Here is a 19,157-nt window from a genome sequence, read left to right on the forward strand (position 1 = left end):
GTTGTTGCTTGAAAGCAGTTGATTTCCGCTCCAGGATGCTCGCTTTCCGCGGGGCGGGCGGTGAGCCTCCTCGACGCTTTGCGTCCATAGGAGTCTCACCTGTCCCGCTGATCCCGCAGGAGTCTCGCACCTTATGCTCCAATCAACTTATTTCAATGAAGATTTTGGAAAAAAGATATTTAAAAGGACAATCATTTTAAAAAAAGATCCCGTAGAAAAGAGTGAACTGAATGGAATTAAAAACTGATTTTCCAAAAACGAGGTCTTCTTTAGCAGAAGATTTCCGCAAACTGGGTTTACAAAGAGGCATGACCGTAATTGTGCATTCCTCCCTAAAATCGCTAGGCTGGGTAGTGGGAGGACCGGTTGCAGTCGTACAAGCTTTAATGGATATCATTACAGAAGAAGGAACACTTGTGATGCCTGCACATACTGCTCATTATTCAGATCCCGCTGGCTGGCTGAATCCGCCAGTACCTGAAGAATGGTGGCCAGTCATTCGTGATGAAATGCCGGCTTTTGATCCTGAGATTACACCGACCTATTTTATGGGAGCGATTGTTGAAGCTTTTCGAACGTTTCCTGGAGTAATAAGAAGCAACCATCCTACTGAATCTTTTGCGGCGTGGGGGAAAAATAAAGAAACGATCATAAACGGTCAAACTCTTGATTTTGCTTTAGGAGAGGATTCACCGCTTGGGAAAATGTATGAACTGGGTGGCCACGTTCTTTTAATTGGCGTGGGCTATGAATCTAATACGACGATGCATCTGGCAGAACACCGTGTTCCTAACCCAAAAACAGAAGAGAACGCAGGACCATATTATCTGGATGGCCAGCGCGTTTGGAAGACTTTTACTCAAGTTTCTTATCGTGAGGAACTTTTTGAAGAGATCGGCAATGCATATGAGGAAGCAGGTCACACAGTAAAAAAAGGGAAAGCAGGATTAGCAGAATGCCGTCTGATTCCGCAAGTGGAACTAGTGGACTTCACGAAACAATTGCTTGCAAACTACGATAAGACATTAAAGCCTGCAACGAATGCTTAATTTGTAGAATTTACGGGTATCTTATGAGCAAATCCACTGAAAAGAGGGAATTGTTATGAGACGTTCCGTACCTGCAACGATTATTTCATTTATTGTAGGCATCATTCAATTAATTTTAGTTTTACGTTTCATTTTCCAATTGTTCAACGCAAATGAAGGAGCCGCCTTTGCTCAGCTGATATACGGATTAAGTGAGCCGCTGCTGCTGCCTTTCAAAGCTATATTCCCGAACATCGAACTCGCAAATGGTTTTGTTGTAGAGCTTTCAACCATCATAGCGATCATTGTCTATGGAGTGGTGGGTATGCTGCTTAAGCGTCTTTTCACAGTCAGAAAAGAACCCGTACACCGAGAGACTGTGATCAGGGAAGAGCCAACATCGCATGAGAAGAGAATTATTAAAGAGAAGCGCAGATAAATTGTAAAAACGCACACTCCCGACGTTGGGGGTGTGCGTTTTTTGATTCGGTTACCATCGATTAATTTATGTATTAAGCAATCGTAATGACTTCATATTGCGCCGATAGTTCAACGAAATGCGCCATTCCTGAGATTTCTCCAGCTGCCAGTTCATTCTCCACATTGTAATGGTCCACGCAAGTTTTACAGCCGAACACTTTAACTCCCTTTTCTTCGATTTCTTTCAGGTGAAGGGAGCACAATGATTGTTCTGTCAGGCAGTAAACACCGCGATTCATAAAAAAGATAGCTGCCGGGAGATCCGTCTGCTGTTTTAAAACAGTAAAATACGTTTCCATCACATTTTCGCCAAGGGCAGGGTCATTGCCAGTACCAAAAGAATCTGTAGTGACTAGAATGATTTTATTTTGCATAAAAAAATCACGCCTCTCTTTTGTTATAATTTTATGTGAATTATACCATGCTTTGACTAGGTTAAGAGACTCTTTGGTATCCTAGTTAGGAGGAGGGTGATAACATGAATGATTCTCTGTTTACAGTAATAGAAAAACAGGAAGGACGCCGTGCAACGTTTGAAGTCCTTGAATATAAACAATTGCCTGTAACGAGTGCCGGGTCCAGTTCATCTTATTATGCAAAGGAAACGGGAATTAAACTGAAACAAGTTAGGATTACACTACGTCAAGGTGCGGTACAAGCTGAGGCGGGTGCTCTTCAGTTTATGAAGGGTGATTTGCAGCTGAAAAGTAACGCAGGCGGTGTTGGCGGTTTTATGAAAAAGATGGCTTCAAATATTCTGACGGATGAGTCTTTGTTCAAGCCTCTCTATGAGGGTACGGGAGAGATCTATTTAGAGCCTTCTTATGGACATTACCTTCTAATGAACCTTAACGAAGAAGAAGTAGTTGCAGATAAAGGAATGTTTTATGCCGCGGAGCCTACAGTCCAGCTTGGTGTCTCAAGACAAAAACTAACGTCTTCTATAAAAGGTGATGATGGGCTGTTTCAGACAAGATTAAAGGGTTCGGGATTTTGTGTCCTGCAAAGTCCAGTGCCGCTAGACCAGATTATGAAAGTACAGTTGAATGATGAAAAGCTTCAAGTAGACGGTACGTTCGCTCTTCTTAGAAAAGGAGACATCGATTTTTCAGTCAAGCGCGCATCTTCTTCCATCGTTGGATCTGCAACTAGCGGGGAAGGCTATTTACATGTATTTGAAGGAACAGGTGAAGTGTGGCTGGCTCCTACATTAGGCAGATAAAACGAAGAAAAGGCTCCTCTAGTCTTAAAAGAGGGGCCTTCATATTTCACTCTTCAAATTCACTATCATTCTTCTCATTTGCAACCTCAATCGGAACAGTCGGGTTAGCAGCTTCTCCATTACTCTTATTCACGGTAATCATTAAGATGCCGTTATTGTACTGAGCTTTTATATCTTCGTTTCTAAACATAAAAGGCAATTGTACAAATCGTTCTGTTCGTTTCATGGACTTTCTCTCCTGAAAATGCCCCGTACGCTTATTCTTCATCGATTTGATTTCTTCTCTTTGAGCTTTAATCTGAAGACCCTGGTTTAGAACTTCAATTTGAATATCTTCAGGATTATATGCCTTAAGATTGGCATAGACTCTATAATCTTGAGCAGTCTCTTCTGTATCAACATCAAATGATATTTGGTCAGCGTAACGCTCAAACTGGGTTAACCCTTTGTTTACGAACTGTTCAAACGATTTAAGCCAGTCATCCATAGATCGGTTATTAGAGAAAGGATTTAAAGGACCTCTTCCAAACATCCGCTATTCCCCCTACGCATTTCCGGCATTATTCGAATCAAAAACATCAGGATCCAACGTATTTGTAGCACTGACAACAGAGATGGTCTGTATAAAGTTCCCTGTATTCCCGCCGCCAGCGCCATTGTACCCTTTCCCTGTAGTTTTAGGGTTGATTACTAGCGTATCGCCGAAATTCACAACCCCTTCTGCCGCATTGATGTTGATAGGTGCAACAATCAAACAGGGCACTTTAACACCTCCTTTTTATAAAAAAGGTTTTACGAGTGTGACGTCGTCCCTTTGAGATAGCTTATGTAGGTAGGAGCCTAAAGGTGAATGGATGTTTTTTATCACAGGAAGATGGGCGTATGCATAGCATATGAGGAGAACCTTACAAAGGACTGAACGTGTATGCCGGCTATCGTAGGAAAGATTTCTGTAAACTCCGTTTCAAGCGGTTCCGTATTCCATGTAGGTGACGTCCAGACGATCTGCCCGGTTAGTTATGCCAAAACTTATGCAGGTGCTGGTTCATTTAATACAGGTGATAATCTTTGTTTGCATAATGGCTACAACGTTACGTATACGCAGGACCCGGATGTGAATGACAACACTAACACTACAAATTTTTAAGCGACATGCAAATTCCTTAGCAAGAAGGCATACATCTTACTAAGGAGCTGATGTTTGTATGAACGAGGAGAACAACTATTATTTAAGCAAGATGAAACAGATGATCGAGGACCAGAATGACAGAATTAAAGTATTGGAACTTCAGATAAAAAAGCTTAAAAAGCAGGTTAATGTACTCGCTGATGAACCTAAAACGGTAGAATACAAGTTTGATCAATTAAAAGTAGAAAAGCTTGAGGGAACCCTTCATATCGGCATAGGCCATTCCGCTGAAAGCAAAGATTTAATCGAGCAATTCAATATCGGCCAGAATACAGTTCAAACGCCAGGGCAAATGAAGCGAAGTGTCATAGAAAATCCTAATTACCGTGAAATGATAAAAGCGATGGATGAGTTTTTTATAAAAGAAGCTCCTGTGTATCTGAAATCTCTTGAAAATAAAATAAATGTTCCGCTTGATGAATCATACCGTGTTTTTATCTTGGAGGATGTTCAGCGTCAGGTGCCGGGAAGAATAAAGCATTATCTTACAAAATATGAACCAAAAGATGAGCGGGGCCGCAAAGATATTCTTCAAAAAACGAAAGAGGATATCTACCGGGGAATTGAAACATTCATCGTTCACTTAAAAGATTCAAAGGCAGATGGAGGTGGAGAGAGTGAAATTTTGCGTAACCAACCATGAGCTGTTTGTTGGTGAGATCAACATCATCGGAGTAGGTTTATCCTCTGTTGTTTTAGTAGGAGATGTAGATTGCATCAATCTTGGGTCAGCGTTTGACACTCCGCCTGAGTCGCTTGTTTTGGGAACATCACTCGTTCCGCTATAGAGGTGAGAAAATGTACAGAACATCTGCAGTTGATGAAGTGATCTTAAATTCACTTGCCTCATCTTCCATACTCCAGACAGGGGATACGGAAAAAATTCAATGTTTTTCTGCTGCTCTTGCTATTCAAAGAGAACGTACAGATTTTGGCAGGTTTGATATCCCGTTAAACAAGTACGACATTTTTTCGCAGCCAGTCGTTGTTCCTGTATGTCCGTCAGTACAAATCAAAAAAACATTTAACGCTTGTCCGTTTATAAGAGTTGGCAAAATTGATATTCTCGGTGTATCAAGTTCCGCACTTCTTCATATAGGCTCAGTCAACGAAATGACGCTGCAATCCCGTGTAAAGCATATTCGTAACTTTCTTAAAGATCCTTATCCAGAAATTGAGGAGGAGGAATCATGAATCTGTTTGTCAGTCAGACAATTGTAATTCAGCAATTAAAAGTAGAAGGCATTCAAAATTCCTCAGTACTCCAGATCGGCAGCGCTGGCGTTATACAACCGGTCTCGCAATTATTTAACACAGGCGGTCATATAGGTCCGGCTCCTCAAATTCCTGATCCTGATCTTCCTTCAGTTCCTTTAGGACCGCCTTCATAAGAGGTGAATAGGAATGGACACTTGGAAACAAATGATGGACTGGAAAAGAATGGCGGAAGAATACTTTGGCGATCAGTTCTTTGCACCAAATGAAGCACCGAGTTCTGATATAAGGAACGAAAATCCGCTTTGCAACATATACGAAACACCTCAGGAAATTTGCTGTGTACTTGCGATGCCTGGATTGAACCGCACGGATGACGTAGAAGTACTTGTAGATCCATTCAAATTGACGGTGCAAGGGAAATTATCTATTTCTCTTGATTCCTATCGCTTGAATACCGAAGAATTTCAGCTTGGGGAATTTAGGCGGGAGATCACACTTCCTGTCCGGGTACACCAAGATCCTGTTCAAGCGCATTACCGAAAAGGGCTGCTTTTTATCCGTATGCTGAAAGATACAAGACCTGGTGCCAATCAAAGAAAAGTAAACCTGCAATGGGTACAGGAATAAGAAATGAAGCTTGACTGCAGTTTGGGTTATCGCTTACAATTTAGAAAAATAACGGAAGGAACAGGTGTATACGTCCAATGAGCAATTAATCTTATTTTTAGCCATTTACTTGAATAATTAAGTAGAACGCTAGATAGGATTACTCTGCCCATTTTTAGGACTTAACTACAGGCCTGTTTTTTTGTTGCCAAAAAATCGTTTTTTCACGCGGTTGTATGGTGATATTCGGCGTGGGCAGACCTCTCTAGTAAAACTGGGAGGTTTTTTTATGCTTTTATTGGAATCAATCGGACTTGAAAAGTCTTACAAAGGAAAATTAATTTTAAAACAAACAGAGCCATTTCAGCTCTTTAGTAAAGATCGTATTGGGTTAGTAGGGCTGAATGGAACAGGAAAATCAACGTTCTTAAAGCTGCTTTCCCTGATGGAAGAAGCAGATTCAGGATTTGTTCAGCACTACGGCACGGTCGCTGTTGTCAGCCAGTTTGAAGAAGGTTCACAAACGATTACAGCAAGAAGTGAAGGTCAGTGGAACCTAAAAGGGAAAAACTATGAAACAATGAGCGGCGGTGAAAAAACGCGTACTCAGATAGCGGCAGCTCTTGAGCAGCAGCCTGACATTCTTATTCTTGATGAGCCGACGAGCCATTTGGATGTTGATGGGATGGATCAGCTGGCAAAAGTTCTTAATCATCATAAAGGTGCTGTATTGCTCGTGTCTCATGACAGAACATTTCTTGATATGGTTTGCACAAAAATAATCGAGCTTGATCCGCAAACATTTACGTTGTATCACGGAAATTACACAGAATATCTTATTCAAAAAGAGCAAAAACAAGAGCGGCAGCAGTTTGAATATGAGCAATACACAAAAGAAAAAACGAGGCTGGAGAATGCCGCAAAAGAGAAATCATCAAAAGCGAAGGGCATGAAAGATAAACCGGCGCGCATGTCACATAGTGAAGCGAAATTGGGGAAGATGAAGGTCAAAAGCGCAAAAAGGTCTTTGGAAAAAGCTTCGAAGGTAATTGAAAAAAGAATCGAGATGATGGATAAGAAAGAAAAGCCAAAAGAACAGCCTAAAATCGATTTTGATATTCAGCAGTTTTCAGTCATTCATGGCAAACAAGCGCTGGCTGTTAAACAACTTTCCGTTGGGTATGACGAGCGTCAGCTGTTTACTGACCTATCTTTTACTGTAAAGCCAGGGATGAAGGTTGTTTTAACAGGTAAAAACGGAACAGGAAAATCAACCCTTTTAGAAACAATATATAGAGGAAATGAACAGATCGAAAAATCGAAGCAGCTTAAAATCGGTTACTTTCATCAGCATCTCAATATTCTTGATAAGACAAAAAGTATTTTAGAAAATGTCATGGAAAACAGCTTATATGATGAAACCTGGGTAAGAACAATATTAGCGAGGCTATTATTTAAACGTGAAGATGTATTTAAAAAAGTTGAGGTGCTTAGCGGCGGAGAAAAGATGAAAACCGCATTAGCGAAGCTATTCTTAAATGATTATAATTTGTTATTGCTTGATGAGCCGACGAATTATCTGGATTTGTTTACGAGAGAAGCATTAGAAGAAGTCTTGATCGCGTATCCTGGTACCTTTATCCTTGCAACACATGATAGAAGATTAATGGAAAAAGCAGCAACGCATGTTTTGGAGCTTCAGCCTCCAAAAGCATATTGGTTTGAGGGGAGCTATAAGGAATATCTTGAAAATAAGAATGGCGATAAAAAGCCAGGTCTAAAAACCACAGATCACAAAGATCATTTACTGAAGCTTGAACTTGAAATGACAGATTTAATCGGGCAGCTTTCATTAACCTTGAATGAAGAAGAGAAAATAAGACTTGATCAAAGGTATCAAGAAGTTTTAAAGAAAATCAGACTGATAAAGGCTCAATAATATTGATGCTCGAGCTGCAGTTGAAAGGTTTAGCTTTCCTCTTAAAAAGGTACAGAATAACCGTATTACCTATTAGGAGGCGATAAAATGGAATTAAGAGATATTATGACTTCAGATATTGAGACGTGTGAACCAAATACGAAAATTACTAAAGTTGCCGGCTTGATGAAAAGTTTAGGAGTAGGCTCTATTCCGGTTTCTGAAAATGGGGAACTAAAAGGGATTGTTTCCGATCGGGACATCGTCATTCGATGTGTTGCTGACGGGAATATTGAAGGTACAGTCAGTGATGTTATGACATTAGATCCTGTTACAGGGACACCTGATATGACGATTGATGAGGCTAAGAACCTAATGTCTGAATATCAAATACGCAGACTTCCAGTTCTGGATAATGGAAATGTGGTTGGTATTGTTTCATTAGGCGACCTTGCTGTTAAACATGAAGACAATGATAAAGCAGGAGATGCACTTACTGAGATTTCTAAGCCCTTGTAATATAACTTATAAAGGATGCCCTATATTTAGGGCATCCTTTTGTTTCTTTATTTATCTTTTTCTTCTCTTTCACCAGCAATTGTTGGCGGTTCTTCTTGTGAGGTAATATCAGTATCATATCCGATTTGTTTAAGATCTTCAGTGTCTGCCACAGTACCGCCAGCCATTCCTTCGTTAATCATCCTATCAATATCTAAGTACAGTTCATCTTTTCCTTCATAAGCTTTATCCTTATTACTCATTTTCTTCATCCTTTCTTATTAATTAAAGGCTGTTTTGTAAACTTTGATGCTTTTGGAAGTTGTTGATTTCCGCTCCAGGTGCTCGCTTTCCGCGGGCGTGCGGTGAGCCCACTCGTCGCTTTGCGACATTGATTGGTCTCACCTATCCCGCTAATCCCGCAGAAGTCTCGCACCTTACTCTCCAATCAACTAGTCAATGAAGTTTATTTCATAAGCAGAAAAAATATGTTGTTGCCGAAGATTCTTGCTATGATAATTGAAATTAATGGAAGCGTGGAAGCATACTTTTTATTTGGGCATCTATAAGTATGTGGAGCTAGTGATGCAACCGGCCGGCATTAGGAAGATCGTATCTTCTGTTGTGGGCTTTTTTATTTTGTCCTAAAAGTCAGGAAGAAAAACAAAAATCAACGGTAAAGGAGGTTTTCAAGATGGTAAATCACGCTGCACAGGCATTTTCATATAATCGGGGAAACCATTTTGCTTATGGGCATTTGAAAAAGAATTATGTAAAAAAGCAGCATCTTGAAGCCGTTCCTCCCGAGAAACCTTATAAAGAAAATAAAAGAGAAGACTATTTTAAAAAGAGTGTTCATGAAAATAAACCTTTTAAAACGTATACCAGAAAAGATATAGAGAAACATCATCAAGGAGCAAAAGAAGCGGAACGGATCTATAGCAACTGGAGGCATGAATTAGCGGATAGCTCCGCTGACTTTATCCATTCTATTAAAGGTGAGCTGAAAGAAACTCCTGAAATGGGTTTAGATACCTTTAAAGAAGAAGTCTCTGAGTCACTTGAAAAGTTTTTGCTCAGTTTAAAGAATGACCTGGAGACATCGCTTGCAGACTCTCCGCAAGGGCAAGTAAAGAAACATTTAAAATCTGCTGAAGGATTATTAGAGACGGTCCGGGAATTATTATGGAACCAAATTGAAGATATCGTTAAGGAACATGTACCTGGGAAACCAGAAAATCAAAACGGGGAAAGTGGCCCACCGAATGAAATAGAGCTGCCAATAGAGGAAACAAACCCGCCAGTTCAAAATCCTCCAGCAAACAATCCTTCAGGGAACAATCCTGTTGTAACACTTGCGCCAAACCAGGTGTTTTCTTCAGGTTCGTTTAAAATGGAGGTAAGAGTCGGAAGCCTGACTTCAGAAATAAAGTTTGCTGATCCTAGCAAAAAGTCAGAAGGAACAACCATGTTTTATATCGTGGACGGATATGGAGCGAGAAAAGCAGTAGATATTAAATTTTCTAATGAAACGCTCCAGAAGCTTTTTGAAGACCGTATTAAGGATTCTAAAATGTATAAAAAAGAAATTTCGCTGGAACGTTTTAATGCCGTACTAAAAAAGATTGAAGCTTATTTGAAAGAACTGTCCTCTATTAACCCTGAACGTTTAAAATCAAAGGTTTATGGTGAGAAGGAAAAATTAAAATTTGAGAATGTAATCGATAAGTTCACTGATCTTTTTTACTCGTTAAGAAAGTAATGAAACTTAAAGCATCAGCAGCCGTATAAAACAATAAGCAGAAATTGAGACGCTCAAGACAAAAGGGGCGTTTTTTTAATTCAAATCCATTCCAAATATAAAAGGGAAAAGGAGAAACAAATGAAAAAGACTTTAATTGCCGCTATATTATCAATCACGGTATTAACAGGTTGCTCAGCAGTGAATGAAGTAACGAATGGCCTGAACTATGTACCTGAAGCTACTGAATATATTAATGATGTACAACAATTTTCAAAAGAGATTTCTGCAATTGCAGAAACGGCAGTAAACGATCCAAAGGCGAGAGGAGAACTTGAACAGCTGCTGGAAGATATGAAATCAGACATTGGTGAGTTTGGGGATTTAACACCGCCTTCTGTGTTTGAAGATGTTCACAATCAGGTGATTGAACAAAATAATAAGCTTCAAGAGGGAATTGATAAATATTTAACAGTCATAAAAGATGGGGAACTGAATGCTGATCTGCTCGAACAAAGCGGATTACTGGATGATATCGCTGTTTACAATGATCTGTTATCACAAATTAAAAAACTCGGCGAATAATTTTAAAACAGCTGCAACCTTGTAGCTGTTTTTTCCTAACTATCCCTGTTTTTCTTAAGCAATGTTGCTTTTGTAGATGTTGATTTCTGTTCCAGGATGCTCGCTTTCCGCGGGGCGTGCGGTGAGCCTCCTTGCGCTTTGCACCTTTAGGAGTCTTACCATCAAGTAAGTTTGTGTGCTCCTGCGTCTATAAGCAAATCCTAACGAAGCATGTTCCTCGTCGCATGCCTTGCAAGAAGTATATTCAGGTAGTTGGCACGCAGGAGTCTCGCGCCTTACTCTCCAATCAACTAGTCAAAGAAGCCTACTCAACTAAAAATATTCCAAAGTAGCAATCTTTTAGATTTTTTTATGTTACAAATCGACTATTTTCGGGAATATGACAGTGAGAAAAATGGCGAGGGTGGGTATAAAGCATGAATGATTATCATCTTAAGATTGAAGATTACTTGCAGCTGTTAAAAAGAAGATACAAAAAGGGAAGGCTGCAGGCAAAACAATACCGTAAAAGAATTGAGCTTATTAACATGTGGCACATTCGCGGTGTTGTTAAAGTGCCGAAAGAATAATTTAAGTAATTATAGATACATGTCGATAAATGTATAAACACGACAAGACTTGGCAGGTGCAGCATGATTCCAATTTACAGTACATTTAAACAAGCTGAGCATTCAAAATATGATTATATTCTTCATATTGCGTTTGCCGTTCTTCTCTGTTTATATAGTTTTCTTTTACTATTTTCCAGCAAACTGCTAGGTTCTCTGTTTTTTATTTTTAGTGTTATGCTGCTAGGTTCTGCTGTCTATAGAGGAATTAATACCTTTGTCTCGATAGCCAGTGTCATCCCTATGCTATGGCTGCTGTTTTATAGCAGAATTCTTTGGGTCGATGCCCTTCAAGTTTTGCCGATATTCTTTTATGAAATCTTCCAGGCTCTATTTTTCCTTGGGTCTGGAATTGGAATAGCTCTATTATATAGTTTAGCTGTTAAATCAGCCCCGCTCTCTAGTTCAGTGAGCAGACACACGGTACATGGGATGTATTTTCTGACAGCCATCCTTTTGATGCCCTATACATTAATCTATAGCTATGGAGCATTTATGCAAGGTGATCTAAACGGGGTGTTATGGTCGGTTCTGATCCTCGTTCTATGGGGGATTTTATATGTTGCTCAGCTCATAACCCACCAGAATAAAGTTATGAGAATTGGTTTATTTGCCGTTAACATCGGCATAGGATGGTGGACGATTAACAGGTGGATAATGATCCTTTCATAAGAGAAGAGAAGCCCGCGGGCTTCTCTTTGTTAGTTTCGTCTAATCTTTGCTAATAGGTGAAGAATCTCAAAGTATAACCAGACTAACGTTACCATCAAGCCAAATGCACCGTACCATTCCATGTATTTGGGAACACGCTGGCTTGCTCCATATTCGATAAAGTCAAAATCAAGAACCAAATTAAGCGCCGCTATGACTACGATAAATAGACTGATACCAATACCTATTGGTCCTGAACTATGAAGGTAGGGAATATCGATTCCGAAAAAACCTAAAATGAAACTCGTAAGATAAACAAGCATAATTCCGGCTGTTGCAGAGAAAACGATCAATCTGAAATTGTGTGTAACTTTTATGATTCGGAGCATATAAGCGAGCAGCAAGGCAAATAGCGTACCGAATGTTAATGCCGCGGCCTGCATTGTGATTCCATTAAACTGAGATTCAAAGTTTGCTGATATTCCGCCTACCGCTAAACCTTCAAGAGCTGCATAAACCGGCGCCAGGAGCGGGGCAGTCTTAGGAACAAAGGCAATGATTAAAGCTGAAATGAGTCCCCCGATCACACCAATCATAATTAAATGTCCTACAGGTTCCCCTAAATTATATTGATGCCAAGTATAAAAGGAAGAAGCCATTAAAATGACCAGTAAAATAAACGTTTTATAAACTGTTCCTGATAATGTCATCTGTTTACTGAAAGATGTTCCTCCAAATTTATTAAAGGTTGAACTTTTTAAAGCAGGATTAGCACTTCTCATAATATCTACCTCCTTACCTTTCTTCAATATAACTATACGATTTTTTTATTGTAAAGTTTCATGTTTAAGCCATTTACTTCTCTCCAATTTAAGACACAAGTCCCTCTTGATTTTTTTTGAAATTATGGTTCTTTAGGAAGTAATGACTATTTTGGACAAAGACCGACAAATAAAACATAAATTGGATGTATTATATAGATGAAAGAAGGGAGGTGAATTTGTGCGAATTCCAAGCATCATTATGCAAGGTTTGATCGCAGGTGCCATCCTTTTTATTCCTGGTGAAGTATTTGCCGAGAAAAATAATGAAGATAAACAAAATTCAGCAGCTGAACAAAAAACTCAATCGGATCTTAAACAGGATAATGCAAAAGCTGATATTCCTGACCGAGAATCTCTTAAAGAGAATGTATCAAAACCTGAAGTTTCTGAAGCTAAGACGAAGAAAATGAAAGGGGATACATCTATCTCTAAAGGTTCAGAGAAAAGGTATGAAGCCAAAGAGAAGAATGCTGCTGCTGAAAAAAATAGGTCTTCTCAGCAAACAAAATACTCGAATGGACTAAAAAAATCAGTTCCTCAAGGACAACTCAAAAAGAATGTTCCAATAAATCAGCCCGAGAAGAAAAGGGCTGAAACATCAAAGTACATACATACAGAAACGCGTATAAACCAATCAGTACTGCCTGAAGTAACGGCAGAGGAGGAACAAAAGAAGAAGCTCCTTCTATCAAAAAAGAAGATTAAAGAACAGCGGGAAAAAGCTGTATCAAAACTTCCTATCGAGCTTCCTTCTAAAGAACTTCCCGTACAGCCGGATACAAAGGCAATACCATTAAATGCTGGACAAAGCTCTTCACATTCATCATCCTCTAAGGACGCTGGAAATGGAGGAGCGCCTTTAGCCAATGTTAAGGCTAATTTGGTCCTGCCGTTAATCTTTGCTGATAGTGAAAAAGTTTCTGTGTATTTTAGCAGAATGGACCTCTTGAGAAGTCAATGGGTGAACGCACCGCCATCAATGCCACCGGAAACTGCTCTTTAATTTTTCATGGAGATATTGTGATGTTATTAAATCAACCATTTGAAAATTAAGGAGCGAATTATAATGAAAAAAGTCAACCGTACATTTGTAAAATCTTTAGTATTTGCTGGAACATTAACTCTTGCGGCAGTTGTAGGAACAGGTGCTGCTGAAGCGGCTGGTCATAAAACAGAGCATGCGATAAAAGCCCAAAGCTCAAAAGCATCTCAAGGACAAGTACAAGCTAAGGATGAGAAGTATGCAAAACCATCTAAAGTTACTGTAAAAGTTCAAAAGCCAGTTAAAGCTGAAAAGCCGGTTAAGGCTGAAAAAGCAGCAAAACCTGCAAAAGCTGAAAAGCCTGTTAAAGATAAGAGTCACTCTCAAGGTGCAGAGCATGCAAGTGAAAATGCAAAGGAACATGCTGCTCCTAACTCAGCTATTTATCCTGTTCCTGCTGAAAAAGAAGAGCCAGTAGTAACTGAGCCTGTAACAGAGGAACCAACTGAGGTTACAGTTCCAGTTGAGGAAGAGGAAACTGAAGTAATTGAAATTGAAATCCCTGAAGCAGACAGTGATGAAGGTAAAACGGATGAAACTGCAGCTGAAGAAGAGGATGCAACTCGCAACGAAGAGGATACTGATGTGGACTCTGATGAAGAAGCTGTGAAAGAAGACGATGATGACTCTGACACGGAAGAGATCCAAGAGGAAAATGAAGATAATCCGGTAAAAGAAGAAGAAGACACAGATGAAATCGCTGACGAAGATGCAGTAAAAGAAGACGAAGATTCTGATGAAGAAAATTCTGACGAAGAAGAATCTGAAGATACAGAAGAAGTTAAAGAAAACAAATCTCTTCAAAACAAAATCAACTCTAATGCATATGAGCGTTCAAGTAAAAACGCGAAACTGCATGCTGCACCAAACGCTGCTGTACATGCTGTAGATGCTGAAGAAGTACCAGCAGAAGACGAAGTTACTGAAGAAGAAGTGACTGAGGAAGCTCCGGCAATTGAAGAAACAACGACTGAAGAAGAAGTAACTGAGGAAGCACCAGCAACTGAGGAAACTACTACTGAAGAAGAAGTGACTGAAGAAGCACCGGCAACTGAGGAAACTGCGACTGAAGATGAAGCAACTGACGAAGTTCCAGCAGCTGAAGAAACAACTGAAGAAGTTGAAGAAGAAGCAAAAGAAAACAAATCTCTTCAAAACAAAATCAACTCTAATGCATATGAGCGTTCAAGTAAAAACGCGAAGCTGCATGCTGCACCAAACGCTGCTGTTCACGCGGTAGAAGCAGAAGAAGCTCCAGTTGAAGAAGAAGCAACTGAAGAAACAACGACTGAAGAAGCTCCGGCAACAGAAGAAACAACAACAGAAGAAGCAACTGAAGAAGCTCCAGCAACAGAAGAAACAACGACTGAAGAAGAAGCGACTGAAGAAGCTCCAGCAACAGAAGAAACTACGACTGAAGAAGAAGTGACTGAAGAAGCTCCGGCGACAGAAGAAACTACAACTGAAGAAGAAGCAACTGAAGAAGTTACTGCTCTTTTAAACAAGATCCGTTCTTTAGCAGCAGAGCATGCAAGTGAAAATGCGAAACTTTATGCAGCAATTAATGCAGCTATTTTAGCAGTTGAAGATGTATTAGAAGAAAATGCTCCTGAAGTTGTTGAAGTACCAGCAACTGAAGAAGGAACTACAGAAGAGACAGCTGTAATTGAAGTAAAATAATTGTTTTTGAAAGTCAGGGGTAGTGTCCCCTGGCTTTTTTATTTTTGTTCTTGTAGAAGTGTCAATAAAATAACCAATTTGGTGAAAATAATGATTAGATTTTTCAATATAACACCAAAGATGATGAAATATTGGTACTTTTGGTGAAATTAATTCTAGGTGGCTCCTTCTGAACTTCAAAGTGCCAACAAAACCGGTGATTAAGTACTTGGCTTCAGCCAAGCTGCCTAATTTTGTACGATTTCTTAGTATGTCCACTCTAAATTTGATGTTTTTTCGCTAGTTTTCCTCTATATCCGTTAGACAGCTACACCCGCATCTTTAATAATGTATCCAACAATCTCAGCACTTATGGGGACAAGCTCTTTCCCTGCCGCATACATTAAAGAATAACTATATATTCCAACGTTTTCTTTTAAAGGAACAGGGAACTATATTCAAGAGAACTAAGGAGGTGTGTTAGTTGTTAAATACGGGCGATCGAGCACCAGATTTTACGTTGCCATCCACGCTTCAAAAAGATATTTCTTTAGCAGATTTCAGAGGCAATAAGAATGTACTTGTAGCGTTCTATCCGCTGGACTTCACACCTGGCTGAATAAAGGAAATCACCTCTTGGAAAGAGGATTACCAGCGTTTTAAAGATGCTAATACAGAAGTGCTTGCGATAAGTGTGGATCATATTTATTCCCATAATGTTTTCTCTGCTAGCCTTGGAACGCTTCCTTATCCGCTTTTAGCCGATTGGCATAAAAAAGTGACAAAAGCTTTTGGCGTATTAAACGAAAAGAATGGTACCGCAATTCGTTCTTGTTTTGTGATCGACCAAGACGGGATCATTCGCTATTGCAATCATAAGTTTGATGCTAACGAAAGGCTTCAATATGAGGAAGTATTTAAAGCTTGTGAAAACTGTGGAAAGGAAGAATAGCAATGGACAAGGAACATAAATCCAAAAATCAGCATGAAGATCCAACAGCACATGCTGAAAAGGAAATTAATGAATTTTTCTATGATGAAAATCAGGAAGATGATGGTCATCCTACTGACTATATGAACAATGAGATGCCAGCGGTAAATATTGCGAAACTTGATGATGAAAAATAAAGCTGCATTTAGCGGCTTTATTTTTTTGAGGAAGCTTGTACAAAACCCCATGAATACGGCGCCATCTTTAAGATGATGTGTTACTATAGAAGAGAAAATATGCTGATATAGGAATAGGAAGGAACCGGCTTAATGAATATATTTCTTACCGGAGCTACCGGTTTTTTAGGTGGACGCTTAATTCAAAATCTAGCGCGTGAAGGACATACGTTATTTGTACTGGCGCGTAATATAAAAAAAGCAGAACAGCTTCTTCTAAAGACAGCTGATCATAAAGGCGATATTCATATTATTAAAGGAGATATTACAGTTCCTTATCTGGGTATGAACAAAGAGACTCAACAGGAACTTGCCAATAAAATTGATGTTTTTTATCATATGGCCGCCCTTGTAAAGTTTGATCTTGATCTAAAAGAAGAACTTTTTCAAATAAATTTTTCTGGCACTAAATATGCACTAGAAGCAGCGGAAAAAATGGGTGTGTCGCATTTTTACTACGTGAGTACGGCTTACACATTAGGAAAAGATGAATTTGCAAAAGAAGAGCTTCATTCGCTAGACCGTTCTTTTAATAATCCTTATGAGGAAAGCAAGTGTAAAGCTGAACACCTCTGTATGGATTATAAAAAATTCTTCAACGTTACAATTTTAAGACCTGCCATCATTATCGGCGATTCGGAAACAGGTGAAGCTGATTCGAAGTTTACTCTTTATGGATTAATGAGAAGTCTGGAAGTTTTCAAAAAGAGATTTCAGCGTAAAGGACTGGGTGACCGCGTTTTTCATTTATTGTGTGAGGAAGGCAGCACGCAGAATCTCGTTCCTGTAGATTATGTGGCGGATGTTTTATCAGATGTGCTGCAAAAAGGCAGAGAAGATAACATATATCATATTACAAACAGCAATCCGCCGTTAAGTGCAGATGTATTTCAAATCATGAGAGACAAGGCTGGACTCGACCTTTTCAAGCTTGCACCGTATGATTATGAGCCAAATCTTATTGAAGAAGAACAGCTGTTAAACAATGTTGTTGATGTATATAAGAATTATTTGAATCGAAACATAGCGTTTGATGACTCAAACACGCAAAAACTAATTAAATCATTAGATAAAAAACCACTCCAAATGGATGAAGAGATGATAAAAAGAATTATTAAAGGCTATCGAGATAATTCTTCAATAACAAAATAATCTGAATGCATCTATTTACAAAATATGCATATACTGGTATAGTGGAGAAGTAAATTATTCTAACAAAACCCAAGGAGGGATGTATGATGAGACAACATAAAGGATTGACTTCAGAGAGTGTATTGTTTCTTGTACAGCCTTTTGGGACAATGAAAGATAGCAGATAACGTTTTTTGATTTGTAATTTCTGCGATTAAATTTGTCATTTAACCATGGGCTGTGCAATCAGTTCATGGTTTTTTATATGAAAAAGAGGTTATTTGAGCACCTCTCTTTCTTTAAAGAACCGTATTCTGCGGTTCTTTTTTATTACAAAAAATTAGACAACATTTATTCGGAGGGTATTACATTGAATTTAAAATCACTAGGTTGGAATCAAACATTTGAAGAAGCTTTTAAAGCATATGAAAATCAATTACTTGTTCCGGGCAGGATCAGCGTTGAGCATAAAGGTCTTTATGACGTTCTTACTGAACACGGTGAACTGCTTGGCGAAATTACCGGGAAAATCCGATTCAACGCTACTGGAAGACACGATTATCCTGCAGTAGGTGATTGGGTTGCTGTTTCAGCTGTTCCTCAAGAAGGAAAAGCTTATATTCATGGGATCTTGCCTCGAAAGAGCAAGTTTTCAAGGAAAGCAGCAGGTCTGACGACAGAAGAACAAATTGTAGCGACTAACGTAGACACTGTATTTTTAGTGAATGCGCTAAATCAAGATTTTAATCTGCGCAGATTGGAGCGCTACTTATTGATGGCATGGGAAAGCGGTGCTGCACCAGTTATCGTTCTAAGTAAAGCTGATCTGTGCGAGGATGTACAAAGGTATATGGATGAAGTGGAGACAATAGCTTTTGGAGTACCCACTTTCGCAGTCAGTGCGGAAAAAAGAACGGGTCTTGATGAACTATCTTCCTTTATAAAAGAAGGAGAAACAGTCGCGCTATTAGGATCCTCTGGGGTTGGAAAGTCAACGCTAGCCAATAAGCTTTTTGGCCAGGAAGTATTGAAGACGAACGATATTCGTGAAGAAGATGGAAAAGGAAAGCATACGACGACTCACCGCGAGCTGCTCGTACTTGAAAACGGCGGAATACTGATTGACACACCAGGAATGCGCGAGCTGCAGCTTTGGGAAGGTGACAACAGTTTAAGTCAGAGCTTCCAGGATATTGAGGCATTTGCAGAGCAATGCCGGTTCCGTGACTGTACACATAATAATGAACCGGGATGCGGCGTCCAGACTGCTATTGAAACCGGTGAATTGGATGAAGAACGTTATAACAGCTTCCTAAAGCTTCAGCGTGAACTCGCTTATTTTGCCAGAAAAGAAGATCAAAAACTGGCTCTTGCAGAAAAAGCACGCTGGAAAAAGCTCGCGGGTGACCGTACGAGAGTTCATAGAAAATAACATATTCCAATCATCCCTAAAAGGAAATGTCCTTTTGGGGATTTATTATTTTTGTGTTTTTTGAGATTTACGAGCGTTTCTTGGGATTTGCGACCGTTTCTTGAGATTTACGAGCGATACCGAAAATTCTTAAGCTATCATTAAAAAACTGCTTATGT

The 19,157-nt window shown here is 39.4% G+C and carries 26 protein-coding genes and 1 riboswitch; of the genes, 21 read left to right on the top strand and 5 right to left on the bottom strand.

What is annotated here, in order from left to right; translation table 11 throughout:
- The first annotated feature begins 230 nt into the window (after positions 1 to 230).
- Together ACFW35_RS17695 and ACFW35_RS17700 are read left to right on the top strand one after the other, a co-directional pair.
- Positions 231 to 1,049: an aminoglycoside N(3)-acetyltransferase gene (locus tag ACFW35_RS17695; protein WP_379847795.1), complete on the top strand. Its 819-nt coding sequence runs from the start codon at positions 231 to 233 to the stop codon at positions 1,047 to 1,049.
- Between the two features lie 55 nt (positions 1,050 to 1,104).
- Positions 1,105 to 1,467: a YggT family protein gene (locus tag ACFW35_RS17700; RefSeq protein WP_379847797.1), complete on the top strand. Its 363-nt coding sequence runs from the start codon at positions 1,105 to 1,107 to the stop codon at positions 1,465 to 1,467.
- A gap of 73 nt (positions 1,468 to 1,540) precedes the next feature.
- On the opposite strand, the gene ACFW35_RS17705 is transcribed toward ACFW35_RS17700, so the two are convergent.
- On the bottom strand, positions 1,541 to 1,882 hold the full coding sequence (locus ACFW35_RS17705) for a DsrE family protein (RefSeq protein ID WP_066286079.1): 342 nt from the start codon (positions 1,880 to 1,882) through the stop codon (positions 1,541 to 1,543).
- A gap of 104 nt (positions 1,883 to 1,986) precedes the next feature.
- Here ACFW35_RS17705 and ACFW35_RS17710 point away from each other — a divergent pair, with 104 nt between their 5' ends.
- Positions 1,987 to 2,730 carry an AIM24 family protein gene (locus ACFW35_RS17710; protein ID WP_379847798.1) on the top strand — a complete coding sequence of 248 codons (744 nt, stop codon included), beginning with the start codon at positions 1,987 to 1,989 and terminating at the stop codon, positions 2,728 to 2,730.
- A gap of 46 nt (positions 2,731 to 2,776) precedes the next feature.
- Here ACFW35_RS17710 and ACFW35_RS17715 read toward each other — a convergent pair whose 3' ends face one another.
- Positions 2,777 to 3,262: an Hsp20/alpha crystallin family protein gene (locus tag ACFW35_RS17715; protein WP_379847800.1), complete on the bottom strand. Its 486-nt coding sequence runs from the start codon at positions 3,260 to 3,262 to the stop codon at positions 2,777 to 2,779.
- Between the two features lie 12 nt (positions 3,263 to 3,274).
- Positions 3,275 to 3,493, bottom strand: coding sequence for a spore germination protein (locus ACFW35_RS17720; RefSeq protein ID WP_077364836.1), 219 nt, complete (start codon positions 3,491 to 3,493; stop codon positions 3,275 to 3,277).
- Positions 3,494 to 3,655: 162 nt separating this feature from the next.
- Here ACFW35_RS17720 and ACFW35_RS17725 point away from each other — a divergent pair, with 162 nt between their 5' ends.
- The 8 genes from ACFW35_RS17725 to ACFW35_RS17760 all read left to right on the top strand — a co-directional run bounded on the left by ACFW35_RS17725 (position 3,656) and on the right by ACFW35_RS17760 (position 8,180).
- The gene (locus ACFW35_RS17725) at positions 3,656 to 3,877 is read left to right on the top strand and encodes a spore germination protein (protein ID WP_379847801.1); all 222 of its coding nucleotides are present in this window, start codon (positions 3,656 to 3,658) and stop codon (positions 3,875 to 3,877) included.
- A gap of 58 nt (positions 3,878 to 3,935) precedes the next feature.
- The gene (gene gerPC / locus ACFW35_RS17730; protein WP_379847803.1) at positions 3,936 to 4,562 is read left to right on the top strand and encodes a spore germination protein GerPC; all 627 of its coding nucleotides are present in this window, start codon (positions 3,936 to 3,938) and stop codon (positions 4,560 to 4,562) included.
- Entirely contained in the window at positions 4,537 to 4,707 is a 171-nt protein-coding gene (locus tag ACFW35_RS17735) for a spore gernimation protein GerPD (RefSeq protein ID WP_077364830.1), read from the top strand. The genes gerPC and ACFW35_RS17735 overlap by 26 nt, the downstream gene beginning before the upstream one ends.
- Positions 4,708 to 4,717: 10 nt before the next feature.
- Positions 4,718 to 5,113 carry a spore germination protein GerPE gene (locus ACFW35_RS17740; protein ID WP_379847805.1) on the top strand — a complete coding sequence of 132 codons (396 nt, stop codon included), beginning with the start codon at positions 4,718 to 4,720 and terminating at the stop codon, positions 5,111 to 5,113.
- On the top strand, positions 5,110 to 5,310 hold the full coding sequence (locus ACFW35_RS17745; RefSeq protein WP_379837620.1) for a spore germination protein GerPB: 201 nt from the start codon (positions 5,110 to 5,112) through the stop codon (positions 5,308 to 5,310). Before ACFW35_RS17740 ends, ACFW35_RS17745 begins: the two co-directional genes overlap by 4 nt.
- Positions 5,311 to 5,323: 13 nt before the next feature.
- The gene (locus tag ACFW35_RS17750; RefSeq protein ID WP_379847807.1) at positions 5,324 to 5,764 is read left to right on the top strand and encodes an Hsp20/alpha crystallin family protein; all 441 of its coding nucleotides are present in this window, start codon (positions 5,324 to 5,326) and stop codon (positions 5,762 to 5,764) included.
- Between the two features lie 268 nt (positions 5,765 to 6,032).
- Positions 6,033 to 7,682 carry a ribosomal protection-like ABC-F family protein gene (gene abc-f / locus ACFW35_RS17755; RefSeq protein ID WP_379847809.1) on the top strand — a complete coding sequence of 550 codons (1,650 nt, stop codon included), beginning with the start codon at positions 6,033 to 6,035 and terminating at the stop codon, positions 7,680 to 7,682.
- Positions 7,683 to 7,769: 87 nt separating this feature from the next.
- Positions 7,770 to 8,180, top strand: a complete 411-nt coding sequence (locus tag ACFW35_RS17760) for a CBS domain-containing protein (protein WP_379847811.1) — start codon at positions 7,770 to 7,772, stop codon at positions 8,178 to 8,180.
- A 47-nt stretch (positions 8,181 to 8,227) separates the two neighbouring features.
- Here the strand turns inward: ACFW35_RS17760 and ACFW35_RS17765 are convergent, their stop codons facing one another.
- Positions 8,228 to 8,422 carry a hypothetical protein gene (locus tag ACFW35_RS17765; RefSeq protein WP_379847813.1) on the bottom strand — a complete coding sequence of 65 codons (195 nt, stop codon included), beginning with the start codon at positions 8,420 to 8,422 and terminating at the stop codon, positions 8,228 to 8,230.
- A gap of 261 nt (positions 8,423 to 8,683) precedes the next feature.
- Positions 8,684 to 8,765, top strand: a riboswitch (cyclic di-GMP riboswitch).
- Positions 8,766 to 8,853: 88 nt separating this feature from the next.
- On the opposite strand from ACFW35_RS17765, the gene ACFW35_RS17770 reads away from it, so the two are divergent.
- The 4 genes from ACFW35_RS17770 (at position 8,854) to ACFW35_RS17785 (ending at position 11,765) form a co-directional block, all read left to right on the top strand.
- On the top strand, positions 8,854 to 9,921 hold the full coding sequence (locus ACFW35_RS17770) for a hypothetical protein (protein ID WP_379847815.1): 1,068 nt from the start codon (positions 8,854 to 8,856) through the stop codon (positions 9,919 to 9,921).
- 120 nt (positions 9,922 to 10,041) lie between these two features.
- Positions 10,042 to 10,485 (top strand): DUF6376 family protein, encoded by a 444-nt coding sequence (locus ACFW35_RS17775; RefSeq protein WP_379847817.1) that lies wholly within the window; start codon positions 10,042 to 10,044, stop codon positions 10,483 to 10,485.
- Between the two features lie 416 nt (positions 10,486 to 10,901).
- Positions 10,902 to 11,054: a hypothetical protein gene (locus ACFW35_RS17780; RefSeq protein WP_156774206.1), complete on the top strand. Its 153-nt coding sequence runs from the start codon at positions 10,902 to 10,904 to the stop codon at positions 11,052 to 11,054.
- A 63-nt stretch (positions 11,055 to 11,117) separates the two neighbouring features.
- The gene (locus ACFW35_RS17785) at positions 11,118 to 11,765 is read left to right on the top strand and encodes a hypothetical protein (protein ID WP_379847819.1); all 648 of its coding nucleotides are present in this window, start codon (positions 11,118 to 11,120) and stop codon (positions 11,763 to 11,765) included.
- A 29-nt stretch (positions 11,766 to 11,794) separates the two neighbouring features.
- On the opposite strand, the gene ACFW35_RS17790 is transcribed toward ACFW35_RS17785, so the two are convergent.
- Positions 11,795 to 12,526: a Bax inhibitor-1/YccA family protein gene (locus ACFW35_RS17790; RefSeq protein WP_379847821.1), complete on the bottom strand. Its 732-nt coding sequence runs from the start codon at positions 12,524 to 12,526 to the stop codon at positions 11,795 to 11,797.
- 220 nt (positions 12,527 to 12,746) lie between these two features.
- Between ACFW35_RS17790 and ACFW35_RS17795 the strand changes: the two genes are divergently transcribed.
- From ACFW35_RS17795 to rsgA, 6 genes are all read left to right on the top strand, one after another.
- A complete protein-coding gene (locus ACFW35_RS17795) occupies positions 12,747 to 13,571 on the top strand; it encodes a hypothetical protein (protein WP_379847823.1) in 825 nt (274 codons plus the stop codon).
- 63 nt (positions 13,572 to 13,634) lie between these two features.
- Positions 13,635 to 15,290 carry a hypothetical protein gene (locus ACFW35_RS17800; protein WP_379847825.1) on the top strand — a complete coding sequence of 552 codons (1,656 nt, stop codon included), beginning with the start codon at positions 13,635 to 13,637 and terminating at the stop codon, positions 15,288 to 15,290.
- 463 nt (positions 15,291 to 15,753) lie between these two features.
- Entirely contained in the window at positions 15,754 to 16,221 is a 468-nt protein-coding gene (locus ACFW35_RS17805; RefSeq protein ID WP_301336196.1) for a redoxin domain-containing protein, read from the top strand.
- A 2-nt stretch (positions 16,222 to 16,223) separates the two neighbouring features.
- Entirely contained in the window at positions 16,224 to 16,397 is a 174-nt protein-coding gene (locus tag ACFW35_RS17810) for a hypothetical protein (RefSeq protein ID WP_379847827.1), read from the top strand.
- A gap of 132 nt (positions 16,398 to 16,529) precedes the next feature.
- Positions 16,530 to 17,588 (top strand): SDR family oxidoreductase, encoded by a 1,059-nt coding sequence (locus tag ACFW35_RS17815; protein ID WP_379847829.1) that lies wholly within the window; start codon positions 16,530 to 16,532, stop codon positions 17,586 to 17,588.
- A gap of 349 nt (positions 17,589 to 17,937) precedes the next feature.
- Positions 17,938 to 18,999, top strand: coding sequence for a ribosome small subunit-dependent GTPase A (gene rsgA, locus ACFW35_RS17820; protein WP_379847831.1), 1,062 nt, complete (start codon positions 17,938 to 17,940; stop codon positions 18,997 to 18,999).
- Positions 19,000 to 19,157 lie beyond the last annotated feature (158 nt).

Source organism: Fictibacillus sp. NPDC058756, assembly GCF_042746035.1.
In the GTDB taxonomy this organism is placed as follows: domain Bacteria; phylum Bacillota; class Bacilli; order Bacillales; family Fictibacillaceae; genus Fictibacillus.

Coding starts and splice junctions, on each gene's coding strand:
- ACFW35_RS17695 (WP_379847795.1), top strand. CDS start 231: ATGGAATTAAAAACTGATTTTCCAAAAACGAGGTCTTCTTTAGCAGAA.
- ACFW35_RS17700 (WP_379847797.1), top strand. CDS start 1,105: ATGAGACGTTCCGTACCTGCAACGATTATTTCATTTATTGTAGGCATC.
- ACFW35_RS17705 (WP_066286079.1), bottom strand. CDS start 1,882: ATGCAAAATAAAATCATTCTAGTCACTACAGATTCTTTTGGTACTGGC.
- ACFW35_RS17710 (WP_379847798.1), top strand. CDS start 1,987: ATGAATGATTCTCTGTTTACAGTAATAGAAAAACAGGAAGGACGCCGT.
- ACFW35_RS17715 (WP_379847800.1), bottom strand. CDS start 3,262: ATGTTTGGAAGAGGTCCTTTAAATCCTTTCTCTAATAACCGATCTATG.
- ACFW35_RS17725 (WP_379847801.1), top strand. CDS start 3,656: ATGCCGGCTATCGTAGGAAAGATTTCTGTAAACTCCGTTTCAAGCGGT.
- gerPC (WP_379847803.1), top strand. CDS start 3,936: ATGAACGAGGAGAACAACTATTATTTAAGCAAGATGAAACAGATGATC.
- ACFW35_RS17740 (WP_379847805.1), top strand. CDS start 4,718: ATGTACAGAACATCTGCAGTTGATGAAGTGATCTTAAATTCACTTGCC.
- ACFW35_RS17745 (WP_379837620.1), top strand. CDS start 5,110: ATGAATCTGTTTGTCAGTCAGACAATTGTAATTCAGCAATTAAAAGTA.
- ACFW35_RS17750 (WP_379847807.1), top strand. CDS start 5,324: ATGGACACTTGGAAACAAATGATGGACTGGAAAAGAATGGCGGAAGAA.
- abc-f (WP_379847809.1), top strand. CDS start 6,033: ATGCTTTTATTGGAATCAATCGGACTTGAAAAGTCTTACAAAGGAAAA.
- ACFW35_RS17760 (WP_379847811.1), top strand. CDS start 7,770: ATGGAATTAAGAGATATTATGACTTCAGATATTGAGACGTGTGAACCA.
- ACFW35_RS17765 (WP_379847813.1), bottom strand. CDS start 8,422: ATGAGTAATAAGGATAAAGCTTATGAAGGAAAAGATGAACTGTACTTA.
- ACFW35_RS17770 (WP_379847815.1), top strand. CDS start 8,854: ATGGTAAATCACGCTGCACAGGCATTTTCATATAATCGGGGAAACCAT.
- ACFW35_RS17775 (WP_379847817.1), top strand. CDS start 10,042: ATGAAAAAGACTTTAATTGCCGCTATATTATCAATCACGGTATTAACA.
- ACFW35_RS17780 (WP_156774206.1), top strand. CDS start 10,902: ATGAATGATTATCATCTTAAGATTGAAGATTACTTGCAGCTGTTAAAA.
- ACFW35_RS17785 (WP_379847819.1), top strand. CDS start 11,118: ATGATTCCAATTTACAGTACATTTAAACAAGCTGAGCATTCAAAATAT.
- ACFW35_RS17790 (WP_379847821.1), bottom strand. CDS start 12,526: ATGAGAAGTGCTAATCCTGCTTTAAAAAGTTCAACCTTTAATAAATTT.
- ACFW35_RS17800 (WP_379847825.1), top strand. CDS start 13,635: ATGAAAAAAGTCAACCGTACATTTGTAAAATCTTTAGTATTTGCTGGA.
- ACFW35_RS17810 (WP_379847827.1), top strand. CDS start 16,224: ATGGACAAGGAACATAAATCCAAAAATCAGCATGAAGATCCAACAGCA.
- ACFW35_RS17815 (WP_379847829.1), top strand. CDS start 16,530: ATGAATATATTTCTTACCGGAGCTACCGGTTTTTTAGGTGGACGCTTA.